This window comes from Streptomyces griseus, assembly GCF_001715295.1.
In the GTDB taxonomy this organism is placed as follows: domain Bacteria; phylum Actinomycetota; class Actinomycetes; order Streptomycetales; family Streptomycetaceae; genus Streptomyces; species Streptomyces griseus_G.
In genome coordinates this window covers 739,209-756,320 of record NZ_MDKB01000003.1, presented here as the reverse complement: position 1 = coordinate 756,320, position 17,112 = coordinate 739,209, and the positions used below count along the sequence as shown (strand labels likewise).

The window sequence follows — 17,112 nt, the reverse complement described above, 5'->3', positions numbered from 1 at the left end:
CGGCGCGGGGGGCCCGTCATGCGACGCCGTGGGGGGCCGGGCGGTGACCAGGCGGACCCTTCACGACATGCCGAAACGGCGGGCCAGCGCGTCGCGCTGCGCCCGTACGAACGCGGCGTCCACGACGGCTCCGTGCCCCGGCACGTACAGCGCGTCCTCGCCGCCCAGCTCCAGCAGCCGGTCCAGGGCGGCCGGCCAGTGGGAGGGGACGGCGTCCGGGCCCGCCTGCGGCTCGCCGGACTCCTCGACCAGATCGCCGCAGAGCACGACCACGGGGGAGCCGGGCACCAGCACCGCCAGGTCGTGGCCGCTGTGGCCCGGACCCACGTTGGCCAGCAGGACCTGCAGGCCGCCGCCCAGATCGAGCGTCAGCTCACCGCTCACCTGGTGGTGCGGCACCACCAGGGCGTCGGTCGCCGTGACGGCGTCGTCCTCGCTCATACCGTGACGCAGCGCGTCCTCGCGCAGCTCCCCTGCGCCGTGCCGCAGCAGGCCGGCCGTCCCGACCGCGCCGTAGACCTCCGCCCCGGCGAACGCGGCGGTGCCCAGTACGTGATCGAAGTGCGGGTGGCTGAGTGCGATATGCGTCACCCTGCGGCCGAGCATGGCCTGCACCTGGGTCCGCAGTTCCACCCCCTCCCGGAGCGTCGCACCGGTGTCGTGGAGCAGTACGCCGTCCGCTCCCGCCACCAGGGAGACCGTCGCGTCCCAGACGGGAAGGCGCCGCCGCCCCGTACCGTCGCCCAACCGCTCCCAGCCGAACTCTTCCCAAGAGACGTCCATACGACGACGCTATCCGCAACGGCCCGCGCGGTCCCGCGACGGCCCGTCCGGTCACCCTTGCCCCGGGGCCACCCCGCCCCCGTACACTGGCCGGGGGAATTGCTGGCACTCGAACGCGCAGAGTGCCAGGCTGACGCCGAAGAACCACAGCTGGAGGTGTGCGCCGTGCTCAGTGAACGCAGACTCGAGGTGCTGCGCGCCATCGTCCAGGACTACGTCGGCACCGAGGAGCCCGTCGGCTCGAAGGCGCTCACGGAGCGGCACAGGCTGGGAGTCTCCCCGGCCACCGTCCGCAACGACATGGCGGTGCTGGAGGAAGAGGGCTTCATCGCCCAGCCGCACACCAGTGCGGGGCGCATCCCCACGGACAAGGGCTACCGCCTCTTCGTCGACAAGCTCGCGGGCGTCAAGCCCCTGTCGTCGCCGGAGCGCCGGGCCATCCAGAACTTCCTCGACGGCGCGGTCGACCTCGACGACGTCGTGGGCCGTACGGTGCGGCTGCTCGCGCAGCTGACCCGGCAGGTCGCCGTCGTGCAGTACCCCTCGCTGACCCGCTCGACGGTGCGCCATGTGGAGCTGCTGTCCCTGGCCCCGGCCCGGCTGATGCTCGTACTGATCACGGACACGGGCCGGGTCGAACAGCGTATGATCGACTGCCCTGCACCGTTCGGGGACACCTCCCTGGCAGATCTGCGGGCCCGGCTCAACAGCCGGGTCGTCGGACGCCGTTTCTCGGATGTCCCGCATCTGGTGCAGGACCTGCCGGAGTCCTTCGAGAGCGAGGACCGGGGAACCGTGTCCACGGTGCTCTCCGTTCTTCTCGAGACTCTGGTCGAAGAGACGGAGGAGCGGCTCATCATCGGCGGCACCTCCAACCTCACCCGCTTCGGGCACGACTTCCCTGTGATGATCCGGCCGGTGCTGGAGGCACTGGAGGAGCAGGTCGTGCTGCTGAAGCTGCTCGGTGAGGCGACGGACTCGGGCATGACCGTACGGATCGGGCACGAGAACGCCCACGAGGGCCTCAACGCCACGTCCGTCGTCGCGGTCGGCTACGGTTCGGGCGACGAGGCAGTCGCCAAACTCGGCGTGGTCGGACCGACCCGCATGGACTACCCCGGAACGATGGGAGCGGTACGCGCAGTGGCACGTTACGTCGGACAGATCCTGGCGGAGTCGTAAGTGGCCACGGACTACTACGCCGTACTCGGCGTGCGCCGCGACGCTTCCCAGGACGAGATCAAGAAGGCATTCCGCAGACTCGCCCGCGAGCTGCACCCGGATGTCAACCCGGATCCGAAGACCCAGGAGCGGTTCAAGGAGATCAACGCCGCTTACGAGGTGCTGTCGGACCCGCAGAAGAAGCAGGTCTACGACCTGGGCGGGGACCCGCTCTCCCAGTCGGGCGGCGGCGGTGGGGCCGGCGGCTTCGGCGCCGGGGGTTTCGGCAACTTCAGCGACATCATGGACGCGTTCTTCGGCAACGCCACGCAGCGCGGTCCCCGGTCGCGCACCCGGCGCGGCCAGGACGCCATGATCCGGCTGGAGATCGACCTCAACGAGGCGGCCTTCGGCACCACCAAGGACATCCAGGTCGACACGGCCGTCGTCTGTACGACCTGCAGCGGCGAGGGCGCCGCTCCCGGCACCTCCGCTCAGACCTGTGACATGTGCCGCGGCCGCGGCGAGGTCTCCCAGGTCACCCGGTCCTTCCTCGGCCAGGTCATGACCTCGCGGCCCTGCCCGCAGTGCCAGGGCTTCGGCACGGTCGTGCCGACCCCGTGCCCCGAGTGCGCCGGCGACGGCCGCATCCGCTCGCGGCGCACCCTGACCGTGAAGATCCCCGCGGGTGTCGACAACGGCACGCGCATCCAGCTCGCGGGTGAGGGCGAGGTCGGCCCCGGCGGCGGCCCCGCCGGCGACCTCTACGTCGAGATCCACGAGGTCTCGCACGCCGTGTTCCAGCGCCGCGGCGACGACCTCCACTGCACGGTCACCATTCCGATGACGGCCGCCGCGCTGGGCACCCAGGTGCCCCTGGAGACGCTCGACGGCCTGGAGGAGATCGACATCCGGCCGGGCACCCAGTCCGGCCAGTCGGTCCCGCTGCACGGGCGCGGCATCACGCACCTGCGGGGCGGCGGACGCGGCGACCTGATCGTGCACGTCGAGGTCATGACGCCGACGAAGATGGACCCCGAGCAGGAGCGCCTGCTGCGGGAGCTGGCGAAGCTGCGTGGCGAGGAGCGGCCCACCGGCCAGTTCCAGCCAGGTCAGCAGGGCCTTTTCTCCCGGCTGAAGGACGCTTTCAACGGCCGTTGACGCCTGACGGCGGGCCGTCGGCGGTGCCCTGGCGCCCGCAGCGGCGACGGGGACGACCGCCGCACCACGCCGGAGGGCGCCGAAGCACCACCCCGGGGAGCCGCTCGGACGCCCGCCCCGACCGTGCCACCGCTCCGCCCGCCGGTTCCTCACCGGCGGGCGGAGCGGTGGCACGGGGGTGCCCGGCCGGGATGCGGAAAACGGCTGATTCGGCACGGTGCACCGGACGTGGCACGATGCGGGCATGTCCTTGGCGCTGACCGATCTCTGCCGGTATCCGATCGTGCAGGCCCCGATGGCGGGTGGCGTCTCCGGCCCGCAGCTCGCCGGGGCCGTCGCCGAGGCGGGGGCCCTCGGCTTCCTCGCCGCCGGGTACAAGACGGCGGACGGGATGTACAACGAGGTCAAAGACGTGCGGCGGCTGACCGGCCGGCCCTTCGGCGTCAACCTGTTCATGCCCCAGCAGCTGCTCGCCGACCCGAGCGCCGTCGAGGTGTACCGCCACCAGCTCGCCGGTGAGGCCTCCTGGTACGAGACCCCGCTCGGCGACCCCGACGCCGACGGCGACGACGGCTACGAGGCCAAGGTCGCCATCCTGCTCGAGGACCCCGTGCCCGTGGTCTCTTTCACCTTCGGCTGCCCGGCCCGGGAGGTGCTCGACGCCTTCGCGGAGGCCGGGACGTTCACCGTCGTGACGGTCACCTCCGCCCAGGAGGCGCGCAACGCACAGTGGGCGGGCGCCCGGGCGGTCTGCGTCCAGGGCACCGAGGCGGGCGGACACCGGTCCACGCACCGCGACGATCCGCAGGGCGGCCTCACCGGCACCGGGCTGCTCACGCTCGTCGCGGAGGTCCGCGAGGCCGTCACGCTGCCCCTGGTCGCGGCCGGCGGGCTGATGCGCGGTTCCCAGATCACGGCGGTCCTGGCGGCCGGCGCGGAGGCGGCGCAGCTGGGGACGGCGTTCCTCGCCTGCCCCGAGTCGGGAGCCCACCCGCTGCACAAGCAGGCCCTGACCGACCCGCTGTTCGTGACGACGGCCCTGACCCGCGCCTTCACCGGCCGCCCGGCGCGCGGGCTGGTCAACCGGTTCGTACGCGAGCACGGCCGGTACGCCCCCGCCGCCTACCCGCAGGTGCACCAGCTGACCAGCGGTCTACGCAAGGCCGCCGCGAAGAGCGGGGACGCCCAGGGCATGGCCCTGTGGGCGGGCCAGGGCCACCGGATGGCACGCGAGCTGCCCGCCGGGGAACTCGTGCACCTGCTCGCCGCCGAAACGGAAGCCGCGCGTGCGGCAGTGAGTGGGAGGAGTGCCCGGTGACGGCACCGGTCTTCGTCGTCGAACAGATGCCCGATGGGCGGGAGTTCACCCTGGACGGTCCCGAGGGGCGGCACGCCGTCTCCGTGAAGCGGCTGAACCCCGGGGAGGACGTCGTCCTGACCGACGGGCGGGGCCGGTGGGCCGAGGGAGTCGTACGCGCGGCCGAGGGCAAGGACCGGCTGCTGCTCACCGGCCTGGAGCCGGTGCGCGAGGCGCCCGCGCCCACCCCGTTCATCACCGTCGTCCAGGCCCTGCCCAAGGGGGACCGCGGGGAACTCGCCGTGGAGACGATGACCGAGACGGGCGTCGACGCGATCGTCCCCTGGCAGGCGTCCCGGTGCATCACGCAGTGGAAGGGCGACCGCGGACTCAAGTCCCTGGCCAAGTGGCGCAGTACCGCCCGCGAAGCGGGGAAGCAGTCGCGACGGGTGAGGTTTCCCGAGGTGGCGGAGGTCATGTCGACCAAGCAGGTCGCCGCGCTGCTCGCCACCGCGGACTTCGCGGGAGTCCTGCACGAGGACCGGGAGAGCGGCAGCGCGGCGCTGGCGACCGCCCCGCTCCCGGGCCGGGGCTCGATCGTGCTGGTGGTGGGACCGGAGGGCGGAGTGTCCCCCCAGGAGCTCGCCGCCTTCGCCGCCGCGGGAGCGCCGCCCTACCGGCTCGGCCCCAGCGTGCTGCGCACCTCGACGGCGGGGACGGCCGCCGCCGCGCTGCTGATGGGGCGCACGGGGCGCTGGGGCTGAGGACCCCGCCTGCCGGGCGGGCCGTAGCCGCCACCACCGGGCGGACACGGCCCGCTAGCATGCCGGTGTACTGATCACGGTCCGTGCGACGCGCGGGACCGCCGGCGCCGGCCGGTACGGCGGGCACGGAGCACGATCACCGAGAGAGACGACCGAGGAGGCCGGGCCATGGCGGGAGAGCCGCAGACCGACTGCCTGTTCTGCAGGATCGTTACGGGCGAGATCCCGGCGACCATCGTCCGCGAGAGCGACACGACCGTCGCCTTCCGCGACATAAACCCCCAGGCCCCCACGCACGTCCTGGTCATCCCGAAGGCGCACTACCCGGACGCCGCCGCGCTCGCCGCCGCCGAGCCGCAGATCGCCGCCGACGTGCTGCGCGAGGCCGGACTCGTCGCCGCCGACGAGGGCATCGTCGGCAGTGGCTACCGCATCATCCTCAACACCGGTACCGGGGCCGGCCAGACCGTCTTCCACGCGCACGCCCACGTCATGGGCGGACGCGGGATGCAGTGGCCCCCCGGTTAGCCCGTGTCCGCACGAGAACTCGTCGTCCTCGGCACCGCGAGCCAGGTCCCGACCCGCCACCGCAACCACAACGGCTACCTGCTGCGCTGGGACGGCGAGGGCATCCTCTTCGACCCGGGCGAGGGAACCCAGCGCCAGATGGTGAGGGCGGGCGTCGCCGCGCACGACATCGACCGGATCTGCGTCACGCACTTCCACGGCGACCACTCGCTGGGCCTGGCCGGGGTGATCCAGCGGATCAGCCTCGACCAGGTGCCGCACACCGTCACCGCCCACTTCCCGGCGAGCGGGCAGCACTACTTCGACCGGCTGCGGTACGCGACCGCCTACCGCGCGTCCGCGGATCTGGCGGAGGCACCCGTCGCCGCCGACGGCGTCCTCGCCACCACGGACGCCTACACCCTGGACAGCCACCTGCTCTCGCATCCTGTCGAGTCCTACGGCTACCGCCTGACCGAGCCCGACCGGCGGCGCATGCTGCCCGCGAAGCTCGCCGAGCACGGCATCGCCGGACCCGACGTCGGGCGGATCCAGCGGGAGGGCGTCCTGCGCGGTGTGACCCTCGACGAGGTGTCCGAGCACCGGCGCGGGCAGCGGTTCGCCTTCGTCATGGACACCCGGCTCTGCGACGGCGCCCACGCGCTCGCCGAAGGGTGCGACATGCTGGTCATCGAGTCGACCTTTCTCGACGAGGACGCCCGCCTCGCCGCCGACCACGGCCACCTCACCGCCGGGCAGGCGGCCGGGGTTGCGCGGGAGGCCGGTGTGCGGCATCTCGTGCTGACGCACTTCTCGCAGCGCTACCCCGACCCGGACGCCTTCGAGCACCAGGCCAGGGCCGCCGGCTACGAGGGCGAACTGACCATCGCGAAGGACCTGATCACGGTCCCCGTACCCACCCGACACCAGTGACGGGAATCCCGTGCACCTCCCCAAAGCAGAGCTCCACCTCCACATCGAAGGGACCCTCGAACCCGAGCTGGCCTTCGCCCTCGCCGCGCGCAACGGCGTGGACCTGCCCTACGCGGACACCGAGGAGCTGCGTACCGCCTACCTCTTCGACGACCTGCAGAGCTTCCTCGACCTGTACTACGCGCTCATGGCCGTCCTGCGCACCGAGGACGACTTCACCGAGCTGGCCGACGCCTACCTCGCCCGGGCCGCTGCCCAGGGTGTCCGGCACGCGGAGATCTTCTTCGACCCGCAGGCCCACACCGACCGCGGCGTCCCGATCGGCACCGTGATCGAAGGGCTCGGCAGGGCGCTGGAGCGCAGCGAGGAGACGCACGGCGTCTCGACGCAGCTCATCATGTGCTTCCTGCGCGACAAGTCCGCCGAGTCGGCCCTGGAGACCCTGGAGGCCGCCAAGCCCTACCTCCACCGCATCAGCGCCGTCGGCCTCGACTCCGCCGAGGTCGGCCACCCGCCCGCAGCGTTCCGCGAGGTGTACGAGGCGGCCGGGGCCCTCGGCCTGCGCAAGGTCGCGCACGCCGGCGAGGAGGGGCCGCCCTCCTACATCACCGAGGCCCTGGACGTCCTGGGCGTCGAGCGCGTCGATCACGGGCTGCGCTGCATGGAGGACCCCGAGCTGGTGGAGCGGCTGGTCGCCGAACGCGTGCCGCTCACGCTCTGCCCGCTGTCCAACGTACGGCTGCGCGCGGTCGACGTCCTGGAGGACCATCCGCTGCCGGCCATGATGGCCGCCGGACTGCTCTGCACGGTGAACTCCGACGACCCCGCCTACTTCGGCGGCTACGCCGGGGACACCTTCCGGGCCGTCCAGGAGGCCCTCGGCCTGGACCGCGAACAGCTGCGCACCCTGGCGCGCAACTCCTTCGAGGCGGCCTTCCTCGACCACGACGAGGAGCGCAGGGCGCGCTACCTCTCCGAGGTCGAGGCGTACGCGTTCGACTGACCGGACCCGCCCGCGGGACCGGCCGTTCGGAACGCGCTCCTGACCAGCCGCCGGCGGCGCAGACCGGGCACGCTGATCTCCGTGACCGCCTGCTCCGGCGCACCCAGCTTGGGTACCGCGCCGGACAGGCTGCCGGTCGTCGCGGCGAGCAGCGCCGCCGGGGCGCCGCCGCGGCGCCGTACCGAGCCGGGGACCAGCGGACGGCCGCCGGTGTGCAGCGCGACGGCGGTGACCGGGGCGGCGACCAGCAGCGTGGCCGTTCCCAGGATCAGGCCCATCACGGCGTAGCCCGCCTGCTCGGAGAGCACACTGCCCAGCACGGGGCCGCACGCCGTGCCCACGGACGCCGCCGAGCCCGCGAGGACGGCCCAGCGGCCGCGGACGTCCAGCGAGGCGGCCAGACCGATGAGGTAGGACAGGACCACCGGGTAGAAGGTGTTCCACACGATCTCGCCGGTCGCGAACGAGCCGAGCCCCTCGGCCGACGAGCTGAGCACGATGCTCGCCGCGATGATCATCGTGCCGACGCCGATCGGCACGGCCCGGCCGAGCCGCGCCCCCAGCATCCCGGCGCCCATGACCCCGAGCAGGCCGGCCCCGAGCGCCGCGGCGAACACCGCGCCGATCGTCACTTCGGACAGCCCCACCTGTACGGCGCCGATGCGGCTGCTCACCCCCCACAGGGCGTTCTGGGACATGGACCAGACGAGCATGCCGCCCGCGAGCACCAGGCCCGACCGCCGGTGCGGCAGCCGTCCCTGCACACCCGGGGCCGCGCCCGCGGGCAGCGGGCCGCCGAGCCGGGAGGTGGCCGGCCAGACGAGGAGCGCGACCAGGGCGATCGAGGCGAAGGGCAGCCGGTGACCGCCGCCCAGGTGGGGGACGGTCAGGTAGAGGGCGCCCGCCGTCGCCGAGACGCTCAGCAGCCCCAGTGACGAGGTGCGGTGCGGATCGCGCTGCGCGGCGATGCCGGCCGCGGCGACCGCGGTCGCCGTTCCGGAGCCGAGCCCGCCGATCACCACGCCCGCGACCACGAGAGGCACCGAGCCGGTCAGTGCCGCGCAGCCGTAACCCAGCGCGGCCAGGACCAGGCCGGCCCGTGCGGGCCGGCGGGACCCGTACCGCTCGACGCGTCCCGCCAGGGCGAAACCGGCTGATGCCGAACTCAGCAGCAGGGCGCTGCCGACCAGGCCGGCCTGGGCGGAGGTCAGCCCCAGGTAGACGCTGAGGCGGCCGACGATGGTGGGGAGGAGATAGGCGGCGAGGTAACCGGCGGTGAACACGGCGACCAAGGGCCACGCGGCGCGCGGGCGCGAGGACATGGGCGTTCCTGAGGACGTGCCAGAAGAGGCAGAAGGCAGGGGAGGGCAGAGCGGGGGTGAGGCGGGGGCGTGGAGCCGCACGAAGGCAGGGGAGGGCGAAGCGGGAAAAAGCGGGAGACGCGGCACTCGTCGTCAACTGTCCCGAACGGTGCTCGCGGGCCAATTTGTATCAAGCGCGTACAGCGCACGGAAAGCCGCGTCGCTGTGATGTGAGTCACTTTCGGGTTTACGTGTTTTTCGACCGGGTAATACCGCAAGTTTGCGCAGGTGGGAGCGGGTCGGGAGCAGGTCGGAGCGCGTATGCGCACACCGCCCGCGGACCCCCCGGATGCCGCCCGACTTCCGGCACACTGGCCGAAACTCGCACTGTCCAGATCGACCACGGCCGGGGAGCGCACGGTGAGCACGGACCACACAGGCAGCGACCCGCTGCTCGACCCCCTGCTCGGGCTGCGCGCCCCGCAGGACCCCGCCTGCGACGTCTTCCTGACGGGCACGGTCTTCCTGGACATCATCTTCACGGGCCTGGACAGCGCTCCGGTCCGCGGCACCGAGTCCTGGGCCCGAGGCATGGGATCCAGCCCCGGCGGCGTCGCCAACATGGCCACCGCGCTCGCCCGACTCGGCCTGCGCACCTCGCTGGCCGCCGCGTTCGGCGACGACCACTACGGCGAGTACTGCTGGGACGCCCTCCAGCAGGGGGAGGGCATCGACCTGTCCATGTCGCGCACGATTCCCGGCTGGCACTCGCCGGTCACCGTCTCCATGGCGTACGAGGGCGAGCGCACCATGGTCTCGCACGGCCACGAGGCGCCCGCACCGGCCACCCCCGCCCTGCCCGGCCGGACCTTCCCGCACTGCCCGCCACGCGCCCGCGCCGCCATCGCCTCGCTGACCCCCGGCCGCAGCGAGCCCTGGGTGGCGGGCGCGGCCCGTAACGGCGCCCTCCTCTTCGCCGACGTCGGCTGGGACGAGACCGGCCGCTGGGACCTGGACGCGCTGCCCGACCTCGGGCACTGCCTGGCCTTCCTCCCCAACGCCGAGGAGGCCATGCGCTACACCCGCACCACGTGCCCCCGCGCGGCCGCCCACGCCCTGGCCGAGCGGGTGCCGCTCGCCGTGGTCACCCTGGGGGCGGAGGGTGCGTACGCCGTGGACCGGGAGACCGGGGCCGCGGCCGAGGTGCCCGCCATCGAGGTGGAGGCCCTGGATCCCACCGGAGCGGGCGACGTCTTCGTCGCCGGGTTCGTCACCGGCACGCTGGCGGGCTGGCCGCTCGCCGACCGCCTCGCCTTCGCCGGACTCACCGCGGCCCTCTCCGTACAGGAGTTCGGCGGATCGCTGTCCGCACCCGGCTGGGCCGAGATCGCCGCCTGGTGGCAGCGGGTACGCACCTGCGCCGGCCAGGACCCGGCGGCACTGGAGCGGTACGCGTTCCTCGACGACTTGCTGCCCGCCGCGAGCCGTGGCTGGCCGCTGCGCCGGGCCGTGCCCACGATCGGCTTCCGGCAGTGACGGGCGGGGACCGCCGGACGATCACCCGGTAAACCGCTCGGTGTTGTCGGTGGGGAGTCGTACGCTTGGAGTCCAGAGGCCGTCGACCGGCGACTGCCCTGTACAAGGAGGTATGCGCAGGCCCGAGGGCCGGCCCATGACTCAGTCACCCACACCGCCGCAGGCGCGCGCCCAGATCAGCATTCCGGCCGCACACCCCATGGTGATGCTCCTGGGATCGGGCGACTCCCTGCTTCGCGTGATCGAAACGGCGTTCCCGGCCGTCGATATCCATGTCCGGGGCAACGAGGTCAGTGCGACTGGAAACGCGGCGGACGTCGCCCTGATCCAGCGCCTGTTCGACGAGATGGTGCTGGTGCTCCGCACCGGGCTGCCGATGACGGAGGACGCTGTGGAACGCTCGATCGCCATGCTCAGGGCGAGCGAGAACGGCGAGGGGGACGGCGCCGAGACCCCCGCGGAGGTGCTGACGCAGAACATCCTGTCCAGCCGCGGCCGCACGATCCGCCCCAAGACGCTCAACCAGAAGCGCTACGTCGACGCCATCGACAAGCACACCGTCGTCTTCGGTATCGGCCCCGCGGGCACCGGCAAGACCTACCTCGCCATGGCCAAGGCGGTCCAGGCCCTGCAGTCCAAGCAGGTCAGCCGGATCATCCTGACCAGACCCGCCGTCGAGGCGGGGGAGCGGCTCGGTTTCCTGCCCGGCACCCTCTTCGACAAGATCGACCCGTACCTGCGCCCGCTGTACGACGCCCTGCACGACATGCTCGACCCCGACTCGATCCCCCGGCTCATGGCCGCGGGCACGATCGAGGTCGCGCCGCTGGCGTACATGCGCGGCCGTACGCTGAACGACGCTTTCATCATCCTGGACGAGGCGCAGAACACCAGCGCCGAGCAGATGAAGATGTTCCTCACCCGGCTCGGCTTCGACTCGAAGATCGTCGTCACCGGCGACGTCACCCAGGTCGACCTGCCGAGCGGCACCAAGAGCGGCCTGCGCCAGGTCCAGGAGATCCTGGAGGGCCTGGACGACGTGCACTTCTCACGGCTCACCTCCCAGGACGTCGTCCGGCACAAGCTGGTCGGCCGTATCGTCGACGCGTACGAGAAGTACGACATCGCAGAGGGCCGTGACGGCCGCAACGGGAAGTAGTCGCAGCGCACCATGTCGATCGACGTCAACAACGAGTCCGGAACCGAGGTCGACGAGCAGGCGATCCTCGACATCGCCCGCTACGCGCTCGCCCGGATGCGCATCCATCCCCTGTCCGAACTCTCGGTGATCGTGGTGGACACCGCGGCCATGGAGCAGCTCCACATCCAGTGGATGGACCTCCCGGGGCCGACGGACGTCATGTCCTTCCCGATGGACGAGCTGCGCCCGCCGTCCAAGGACACCGAGGAGCCCCCGCAGGGCCTCCTCGGTGACATCGTGCTCTGCCCTGAGGTCGCGAAGAAGCAGGGCGAGGAGGCGCCGACCCGGCACTCCATGGACGAGGAGCTCCAGCTGCTCACCGTCCACGGAGTGCTGCACCTCCTCGGGTACGACCACGAGGAGCCGGACGAGAAGGCCGAGATGTTCGGGCTCCAGGCGGCGATCGTCGACGGCTGGCGCGGTGAGCACGGGCTGACCGGGCCGTCCCCCGCCCCCACCGTCTCGTGAGCGTCCCTCTCGTCTCGGGCGCGGTCCTGCTGATCGTCGTCGGCTGGCTGGCGGCGTGCGCCGAGGCCGGTATCGCCCGCACGTCCAGTTTCCGGGCGGCGGAAGCCGTGCGCTCCGGGCGGCGGGGCAGTGCGAAGCTGGAGCAGGTGGCCGCCGACCCCACCCGCTACCTCAACGTGGCGCTGCTCGTCCGGGTCGCCTGCGAGATGTCGGCAGGGGTGCTCGTCACCTACGCCTGCCTGCAGGAGTTCTCCGAGACCTGGCAGGCGCTGGCCGTCGCCATGGGGGTCATGGTCCTCGTCAGCTACGTCGCCATCGGGGTCTCGCCGCGCACCATCGGCCGTCAGCACCCGCTGAACACGGCTACGGCGGCGGCGTACGTCCTGCTGCCGCTGGCCAGGATCATGGGCCCGGTCCCGCAGCTCCTCATCCTCCTCGGCAACGCCCTCACACCCGGCAAGGGCTTCCGCAAGGGCCCCTTCGCCAGTGAGGCCGAACTGCGGGCGATGGTCGACCTCGCGGAGCAGGAGTCGCTCATCGAGGACGAGGAGCGCCGCATGGTGCACTCCGTCTTCGAACTGGGGGACACGCTCGTACGCGAGGTGATGGTGCCCCGCACCGACCTGGTCGCCATCGAGCGCTACAAGACGGTCCGGCAGGCCCTGACCCTCGCCCTGCGCTCCGGCTTCTCGCGCATCCCGGTCACCGGGGAGAACGAGGACGACATCGTCGGGATCGTCTACCTCAAGGACCTGGTCCGCAAGACGCACATCAACCGGGAGGCGGAGGCCGACCTGGTCTCCACGGCGATGCGCCCCGCCGCGTTCGTGCCCGACACGAAGAACGCCGGTGACCTGCTGCGCGAGATGCAGCAGGAGCGCAGCCACGTCGCCGTCGTCATCGACGAGTACGGCGGCACGGCCGGCATCGTCACCATCGAGGACATCCTGGAGGAGATCGTCGGCGAGATCACCGACGAGTACGACCGCGAACTCCCGCCCGTCCAGGAGCTGGAGAACGGCTGCTACCGGGTGACCGCCAGGCTCGACATCGGCGACCTCGGCGAGCTCTTCGGGCTCGACGAGTACGACGACGAGGACGTGGAGACGGTCGGCGGTCTGCTGGCCAAGGCGCTCGGGCGGGTGCCGATCGCCGGCGCCTCGTCCGTGGTCGAGCTCCCCGACGGGCGGAAGATCCGCCTGACCGCCGAGTCGCCGGCCGGCCGCCGGAACAAGATCGTCACGGTGCTGGCCGAACCGGAGGGGACGGAAGCGGAATGACACCCGAGCAGCTGCGCGCGCTCTGCCTGGAGTTCGAGGCCAGCGCGGAGGAGTTCCCGTTCGGGCCCGGGACCTCCGTGTTCAAGGTGCTCGGGAAGATGTTCGCGCTCAGCGCCCTGGACGCGAGGCCCCTCACGGTCAATCTCAAGTGCGACCCCGACGAGGCCCTGCGGCTCCGGGAGGAGCACTCCGCGATCGTGCCCGGCTATCACATGAACAAGCGGCACTGGAACACGGTCACGGTCTCCGGGCTGCCGGACCGCATGGTCCGGGAGCTCGTCGAGGACAGCTACGACCTCGTGGTGGCCGGACTCCCGAAAGCGGAACGGCTGCGCCTGGACCGGCCGTAGCGCGACCGCAGGGCCGCCGCACCCGGGCGGCCCTGCGGCCCGGTCCGCGAGGTGCTCGACGGCCTCCCGCACGCCGGGTCCGTCCCGCCGGGGGCACCGGCACGGTGGGCCGTGTCCTCGTGCCGCACGCCCGCTGCCCGCACCGGCACCGAGGCGGGACGCCGGGGACGCGCCTCGCAGGAGGGGCGGCGCGGACCGGTGACCCCCTCCCGGCACGAGCGCCCGCGCCGCCGGGCGGGCCACGTGGGAGAGGAGCGACCCCGTTGCCGGGAGGGGGCGCACCGCCTTCGTATGCTCAGCACATGACCGATACCACCGACCTCGGCCCCGAGGACCGCAAGATCGTCACGCTGGCACGCAGCGTCCGTGCCCGCAACGGAGTGCCCGAGGGCGCGGCGGTCCGGGACGAGACAGGACGCACCTACGCCGCGGGCACCGTGGAACTGGAGTCGCTGAAGCTCAGCGCGCTGCAGACCGCCGTCGCCATGGCGGTGGCGGGGGGCGCCACGTCCCTGGAGGCGGCGGCGGTCGTCACCGCGGCCGGGACCCCCTCGGAGGCGGACCGGGCGGCCGTACGGGACCTGGGCGGCCCGGGCACCCCCGTGCTGCTCGCCGGGCCCGACGGGACGCTCCGGACCCGGGTGACCGCCGGCTGAACCGGGGCCGCCGTGCCCCCTCCGGGCGTACGCGGCGCCCTGCTGTGCAACGGCGCCGCCGGGATCGGGGAGAATGGGCGCCATGAGCGCTCGACCGAACACAGAAGTTGCTGCGGAGCAGACGGAGAACGACGTCCCCCACCGGGCCGGCTTCGCCTGCTTCGTGGGCCGCCCCAACGCGGGCAAGTCCACCCTCACGAACGCTCTGGTCGGTCAGAAGGTGGCGATCACCTCCAACCGCCCCCAGACCACCCGGCACACCGTGCGGGGCATCGTGCACCGCCCCGACGCCCAGCTGATCCTGGTGGACACGCCTGGTCTCCACAAGCCGCGCACGCTGCTCGGCGAGCGGCTGAACGACGTCGTGCGGACCACCTGGGCCGAGGTCGACGTCATCGGCTTCTGCCTGCCCGCCGACCAGAAGCTCGGCCCCGGCGACACGTTCATCATCAAGGAACTCGCCGGGATCAAGAAGACCCCGAAGATCGCGATCATCACCAAGACCGACCTGGTCGACTCCAAGACGCTCGCCGAACAGCTGCTGGCCGTCTCCCGGCTCGGCGAGGAACTCGGCTTCGAGTGGGCGGAGATCGTCCCGGTCTCCGCGGTCAAGGAGGAGCAGGAGGCGGGACGCAGTCCCTCGAACAAGGGCGGTGGTGGGCGAGGGGCAGGCCAGGTCGGACTCCTGGCCGACCTGATCGCCCCGCTGCTCCCGGAGAGCCCGCCGCTCTACCCGGAGGGCGACCTCACCGACGAGCCCGAGATGGTCATGGTCGCGGAGCTGATCCGCGAGGCCGCCCTGGAAGGGGTGCGGGACGAGCTGCCGCACTCCATCGCGGTCGTCGTCGAGGAGATGCTGCCGCGCGAGGACCGTCCGGCGGACAAGCCGCTGCTGGACATCCACGCGAACGTCTACATCGAGCGGCCGAGCCAGAAGGGCATCATCATCGGCCCGAAGGGCAAGCGGCTGAAGGACGTGGGCACCAAGTCGCGTAAGCACATCGAGGCGCTGCTGGGGACGCCGGTCTTCCTGGACCTGCACGTGAAGGTCGCCAAGGACTGGCAGCGGGACCCGAAGCAGCTGCGCAAGCTGGGGTTCTGAGCGGCCCCGCCTCCGAGCCGTCCGGCGCCCCGGACCGGCCGGGAGCGGGTGCGGCGGAGGCCACCCGGGCCCGGCCGCCCGCCCCCGGGCCGGCCGGGGCGCCCCGCTTCAGGCGCCCTCGTCCAGCACACGTGAGATCAGCGTGCGCTGCGCGTCCGTCAGACGGGGGTCCGCGCAGTGCACCGTCCGGTCGCCCACGGTGATCCGGTAGCGGAAACCGTCCGGCACCCCCGCCGGGGGGCCTTCCCGGCCGGCGGTGAGCACCGCTTCGGCCAGGGACTCCCACTCCGCGGCGTCCGGCCGACCCGAGGTGTCGACCTCCCCGTGACGTGCGATGCCGGCGAAACCACCGGTCCGGCTCACCTGAATGCGCATGTGTGGCGGCTCCTGCCCGACCCGTCCGGACGATCCCGGTTCCGTATCCGTACGTACCCGGTCAGCGGGTCGGCACGCCCACCTCCGACCAGGCCTTCAGTACCGCCTCGGTGTCGTCGCCCTCCCCGAAACGGCTCCGGGCCGCGGCGACGGTGAGCTTCGCGAAGTCCGTGAACGACGCGTCCTGGGCCAGCTCGCCCCCGGTCAGCACGTCGAACCAGATCCGGCCGGCCCGCTCCCAGGCGTTGCCGCCGAGGGCGGTGGCGAGGAGGTAGAAGGCACGGTTGGGGATGCCGGAGTTGAGGTGCACCCCGCCGTTGTCCTCCTCCGTCTCGATGTAGTCGTCCATCGAGGCGGGCTGCGGGTCCTTGCCGAGGACGTCGTCGTCGTACGCCGTGCCCGGGGCCTTCATCGAGCGCAGCGCGACCCCGCTGACCCGGGGTGCGAGCAGCCCCGCGCCGATCAGCCAGTCGCCCTGTTCCGCGCTCTGGCCGAGCGAGTACTGCTTGACCAGGGAGCCGAAGACGTCGGACACCGACTCGTTGAGCGCGCCCGACTGGCCCTCGTACGCCAGGTTGGCCGTGTACTGGGTCAGCCCGTGCGCCAGTTCGTGCGCGATGACGTCGATGGCGACGGTGAAGTCGAGGAAGATCTCCCCGTCCCCGTCCCCGAAGACCATCTGCTCGCCGTCGAAGAAGGCGTTGTTGTACTTCTCGTCGTAGTGCACGGAGCCGATGAGGGGCAGCCCCCTGCCGTCGATCGAACTGCGGCCGTACTCCGTGAGCAGCAGGTCGAAGGTGGCGCCGAGCCCGGCGTACGCGCGGTTGACGCTGGCGTCCCGGGTGGGTTCGTCGCCCTCGTCGCGGACCTTGTGGCCGGGCAGGTCGGTGCCGTGCCGGCAGTCGTAGAGGGTGCGGTGGGGCTTGGTCGGCACCGGGTCGGCGTTGCGGGGGCCGGAGGGTGTCCGGGCCAGCGCGGTCGTGCGCCGGTGGCGGCGCCGGGCCCCGTCGGTCTCCAGGGTGCGGCGGGCGGGACCGGCCAGGACCGGGTCGTCGGCCTGGGACAGCTTGTCGAGGAGGTGGGGCGGAACGATGGTGCAGAAGACGGGCTGGAAGCCGTTGTTCGGTCGAGGCTGCATGGATGCGACTGTGGCACTCCGTCATCGCGCTGTCACTGGTTGCGACCGTGATTGACGAAATGGAGTGATGAGTCACCGTTTTGCCCCCATGGGCGT

General features: G+C 72.2%; 18 protein-coding genes. 14 read left to right on the top strand and 4 right to left on the bottom strand.

Annotation, left to right across the window (positions count from 1 at the left end):
- Positions 1-60: 60 nt before the first annotated feature.
- Entirely contained in the window at positions 61-783 is a 723-nt protein-coding gene (locus BA175_RS19640; protein WP_069172744.1) for an MBL fold metallo-hydrolase, read from the bottom strand.
- Between the two features lie 165 nt (positions 784-948).
- On the opposite strand from BA175_RS19640, the gene hrcA reads away from it, so the two are divergent.
- From hrcA to BA175_RS19605, 7 genes are all read left to right on the top strand, one after another.
- Positions 949-1,965, top strand: coding sequence for a heat-inducible transcriptional repressor HrcA (gene hrcA, locus BA175_RS19635; RefSeq protein ID WP_069172743.1), 1,017 nt, complete (start codon positions 949-951; stop codon positions 1,963-1,965).
- On the top strand, positions 1,966-3,105 hold the full coding sequence (gene dnaJ, locus BA175_RS19630) for a molecular chaperone DnaJ (protein ID WP_069172742.1): 1,140 nt from the start codon (positions 1,966-1,968) through the stop codon (positions 3,103-3,105).
- A gap of 244 nt (positions 3,106-3,349) precedes the next feature.
- Positions 3,350-4,423, top strand: a complete 1,074-nt coding sequence (locus BA175_RS19625) for a nitronate monooxygenase (RefSeq protein ID WP_069172741.1) — start codon at positions 3,350-3,352, stop codon at positions 4,421-4,423.
- Positions 4,420-5,166 carry a 16S rRNA (uracil(1498)-N(3))-methyltransferase gene (locus BA175_RS19620; RefSeq protein WP_069172740.1) on the top strand — a complete coding sequence of 249 codons (747 nt, stop codon included), beginning with the start codon at positions 4,420-4,422 and terminating at the stop codon, positions 5,164-5,166. The genes BA175_RS19625 and BA175_RS19620 overlap by 4 nt, the downstream gene beginning before the upstream one ends.
- Positions 5,167-5,334: 168 nt before the next feature.
- On the top strand, positions 5,335-5,694 hold the full coding sequence (locus BA175_RS19615) for a histidine triad nucleotide-binding protein (RefSeq protein ID WP_069172739.1): 360 nt from the start codon (positions 5,335-5,337) through the stop codon (positions 5,692-5,694).
- A gap of 3 nt (positions 5,695-5,697) precedes the next feature.
- Positions 5,698-6,606, top strand: coding sequence for a ribonuclease Z (locus BA175_RS19610; protein WP_069172738.1), 909 nt, complete (start codon positions 5,698-5,700; stop codon positions 6,604-6,606).
- A gap of 10 nt (positions 6,607-6,616) precedes the next feature.
- Positions 6,617-7,609 (top strand): adenosine deaminase, encoded by a 993-nt coding sequence (locus BA175_RS19605; protein ID WP_069172737.1) that lies wholly within the window; start codon positions 6,617-6,619, stop codon positions 7,607-7,609.
- Here BA175_RS19605 and BA175_RS19600 read toward each other — a convergent pair.
- A complete protein-coding gene (locus BA175_RS19600) occupies positions 7,573-8,931 on the bottom strand; it encodes an MFS transporter (protein WP_069172736.1) in 1,359 nt (452 codons plus the stop codon). The two genes, BA175_RS19605 and BA175_RS19600, sit on opposite strands and share 37 nt — an antisense overlap.
- Positions 8,932-9,330: 399 nt before the next feature.
- Between BA175_RS19600 and BA175_RS19595 the strand changes: the two genes are divergently transcribed.
- The 7 genes from BA175_RS19595 to BA175_RS19565 all read left to right on the top strand — a co-directional run bounded on the left by BA175_RS19595 (position 9,331) and on the right by BA175_RS19565 (position 15,503).
- The gene (locus tag BA175_RS19595) at positions 9,331-10,446 is read left to right on the top strand and encodes a PfkB family carbohydrate kinase (protein ID WP_069172735.1); all 1,116 of its coding nucleotides are present in this window, start codon (positions 9,331-9,333) and stop codon (positions 10,444-10,446) included.
- 136 nt (positions 10,447-10,582) lie between these two features.
- Positions 10,583-11,605 carry a PhoH family protein gene (locus BA175_RS19590; protein ID WP_069172734.1) on the top strand — a complete coding sequence of 341 codons (1,023 nt, stop codon included), beginning with the start codon at positions 10,583-10,585 and terminating at the stop codon, positions 11,603-11,605.
- A gap of 12 nt (positions 11,606-11,617) precedes the next feature.
- Positions 11,618-12,115, top strand: a complete 498-nt coding sequence (gene ybeY / locus BA175_RS19585) for an rRNA maturation RNase YbeY (RefSeq protein ID WP_069172733.1) — start codon at positions 11,618-11,620, stop codon at positions 12,113-12,115.
- Positions 12,112-13,395: a hemolysin family protein gene (locus BA175_RS19580; protein ID WP_069172732.1), complete on the top strand. Its 1,284-nt coding sequence runs from the start codon at positions 12,112-12,114 to the stop codon at positions 13,393-13,395. Before ybeY ends, BA175_RS19580 begins: the two co-directional genes overlap by 4 nt.
- A complete protein-coding gene (locus BA175_RS19575; protein WP_069172731.1) occupies positions 13,392-13,745 on the top strand; it encodes an MmcQ/YjbR family DNA-binding protein in 354 nt (117 codons plus the stop codon). The genes BA175_RS19580 and BA175_RS19575 overlap by 4 nt, the downstream gene beginning before the upstream one ends.
- A gap of 302 nt (positions 13,746-14,047) precedes the next feature.
- Entirely contained in the window at positions 14,048-14,401 is a 354-nt protein-coding gene (locus BA175_RS19570) for a cytidine deaminase (RefSeq protein WP_069172730.1), read from the top strand.
- 73 nt (positions 14,402-14,474) lie between these two features.
- Positions 14,475-15,503, top strand: a complete 1,029-nt coding sequence (locus tag BA175_RS19565) for a GTPase Era (protein ID WP_069172729.1) — start codon at positions 14,475-14,477, stop codon at positions 15,501-15,503.
- Between the two features lie 108 nt (positions 15,504-15,611).
- Here BA175_RS19565 and BA175_RS19560 read toward each other — a convergent pair whose 3' ends face one another.
- The gene (locus BA175_RS19560; RefSeq protein WP_069172728.1) at positions 15,612-15,878 is read right to left on the bottom strand and encodes a protealysin inhibitor emfourin; all 267 of its coding nucleotides are present in this window, start codon (positions 15,876-15,878) and stop codon (positions 15,612-15,614) included.
- A 61-nt stretch (positions 15,879-15,939) separates the two neighbouring features.
- Positions 15,940-17,016, bottom strand: a complete 1,077-nt coding sequence (locus BA175_RS19555; RefSeq protein ID WP_069172727.1) for a M4 family metallopeptidase — start codon at positions 17,014-17,016, stop codon at positions 15,940-15,942.
- Positions 17,017-17,112 lie beyond the last annotated feature (96 nt).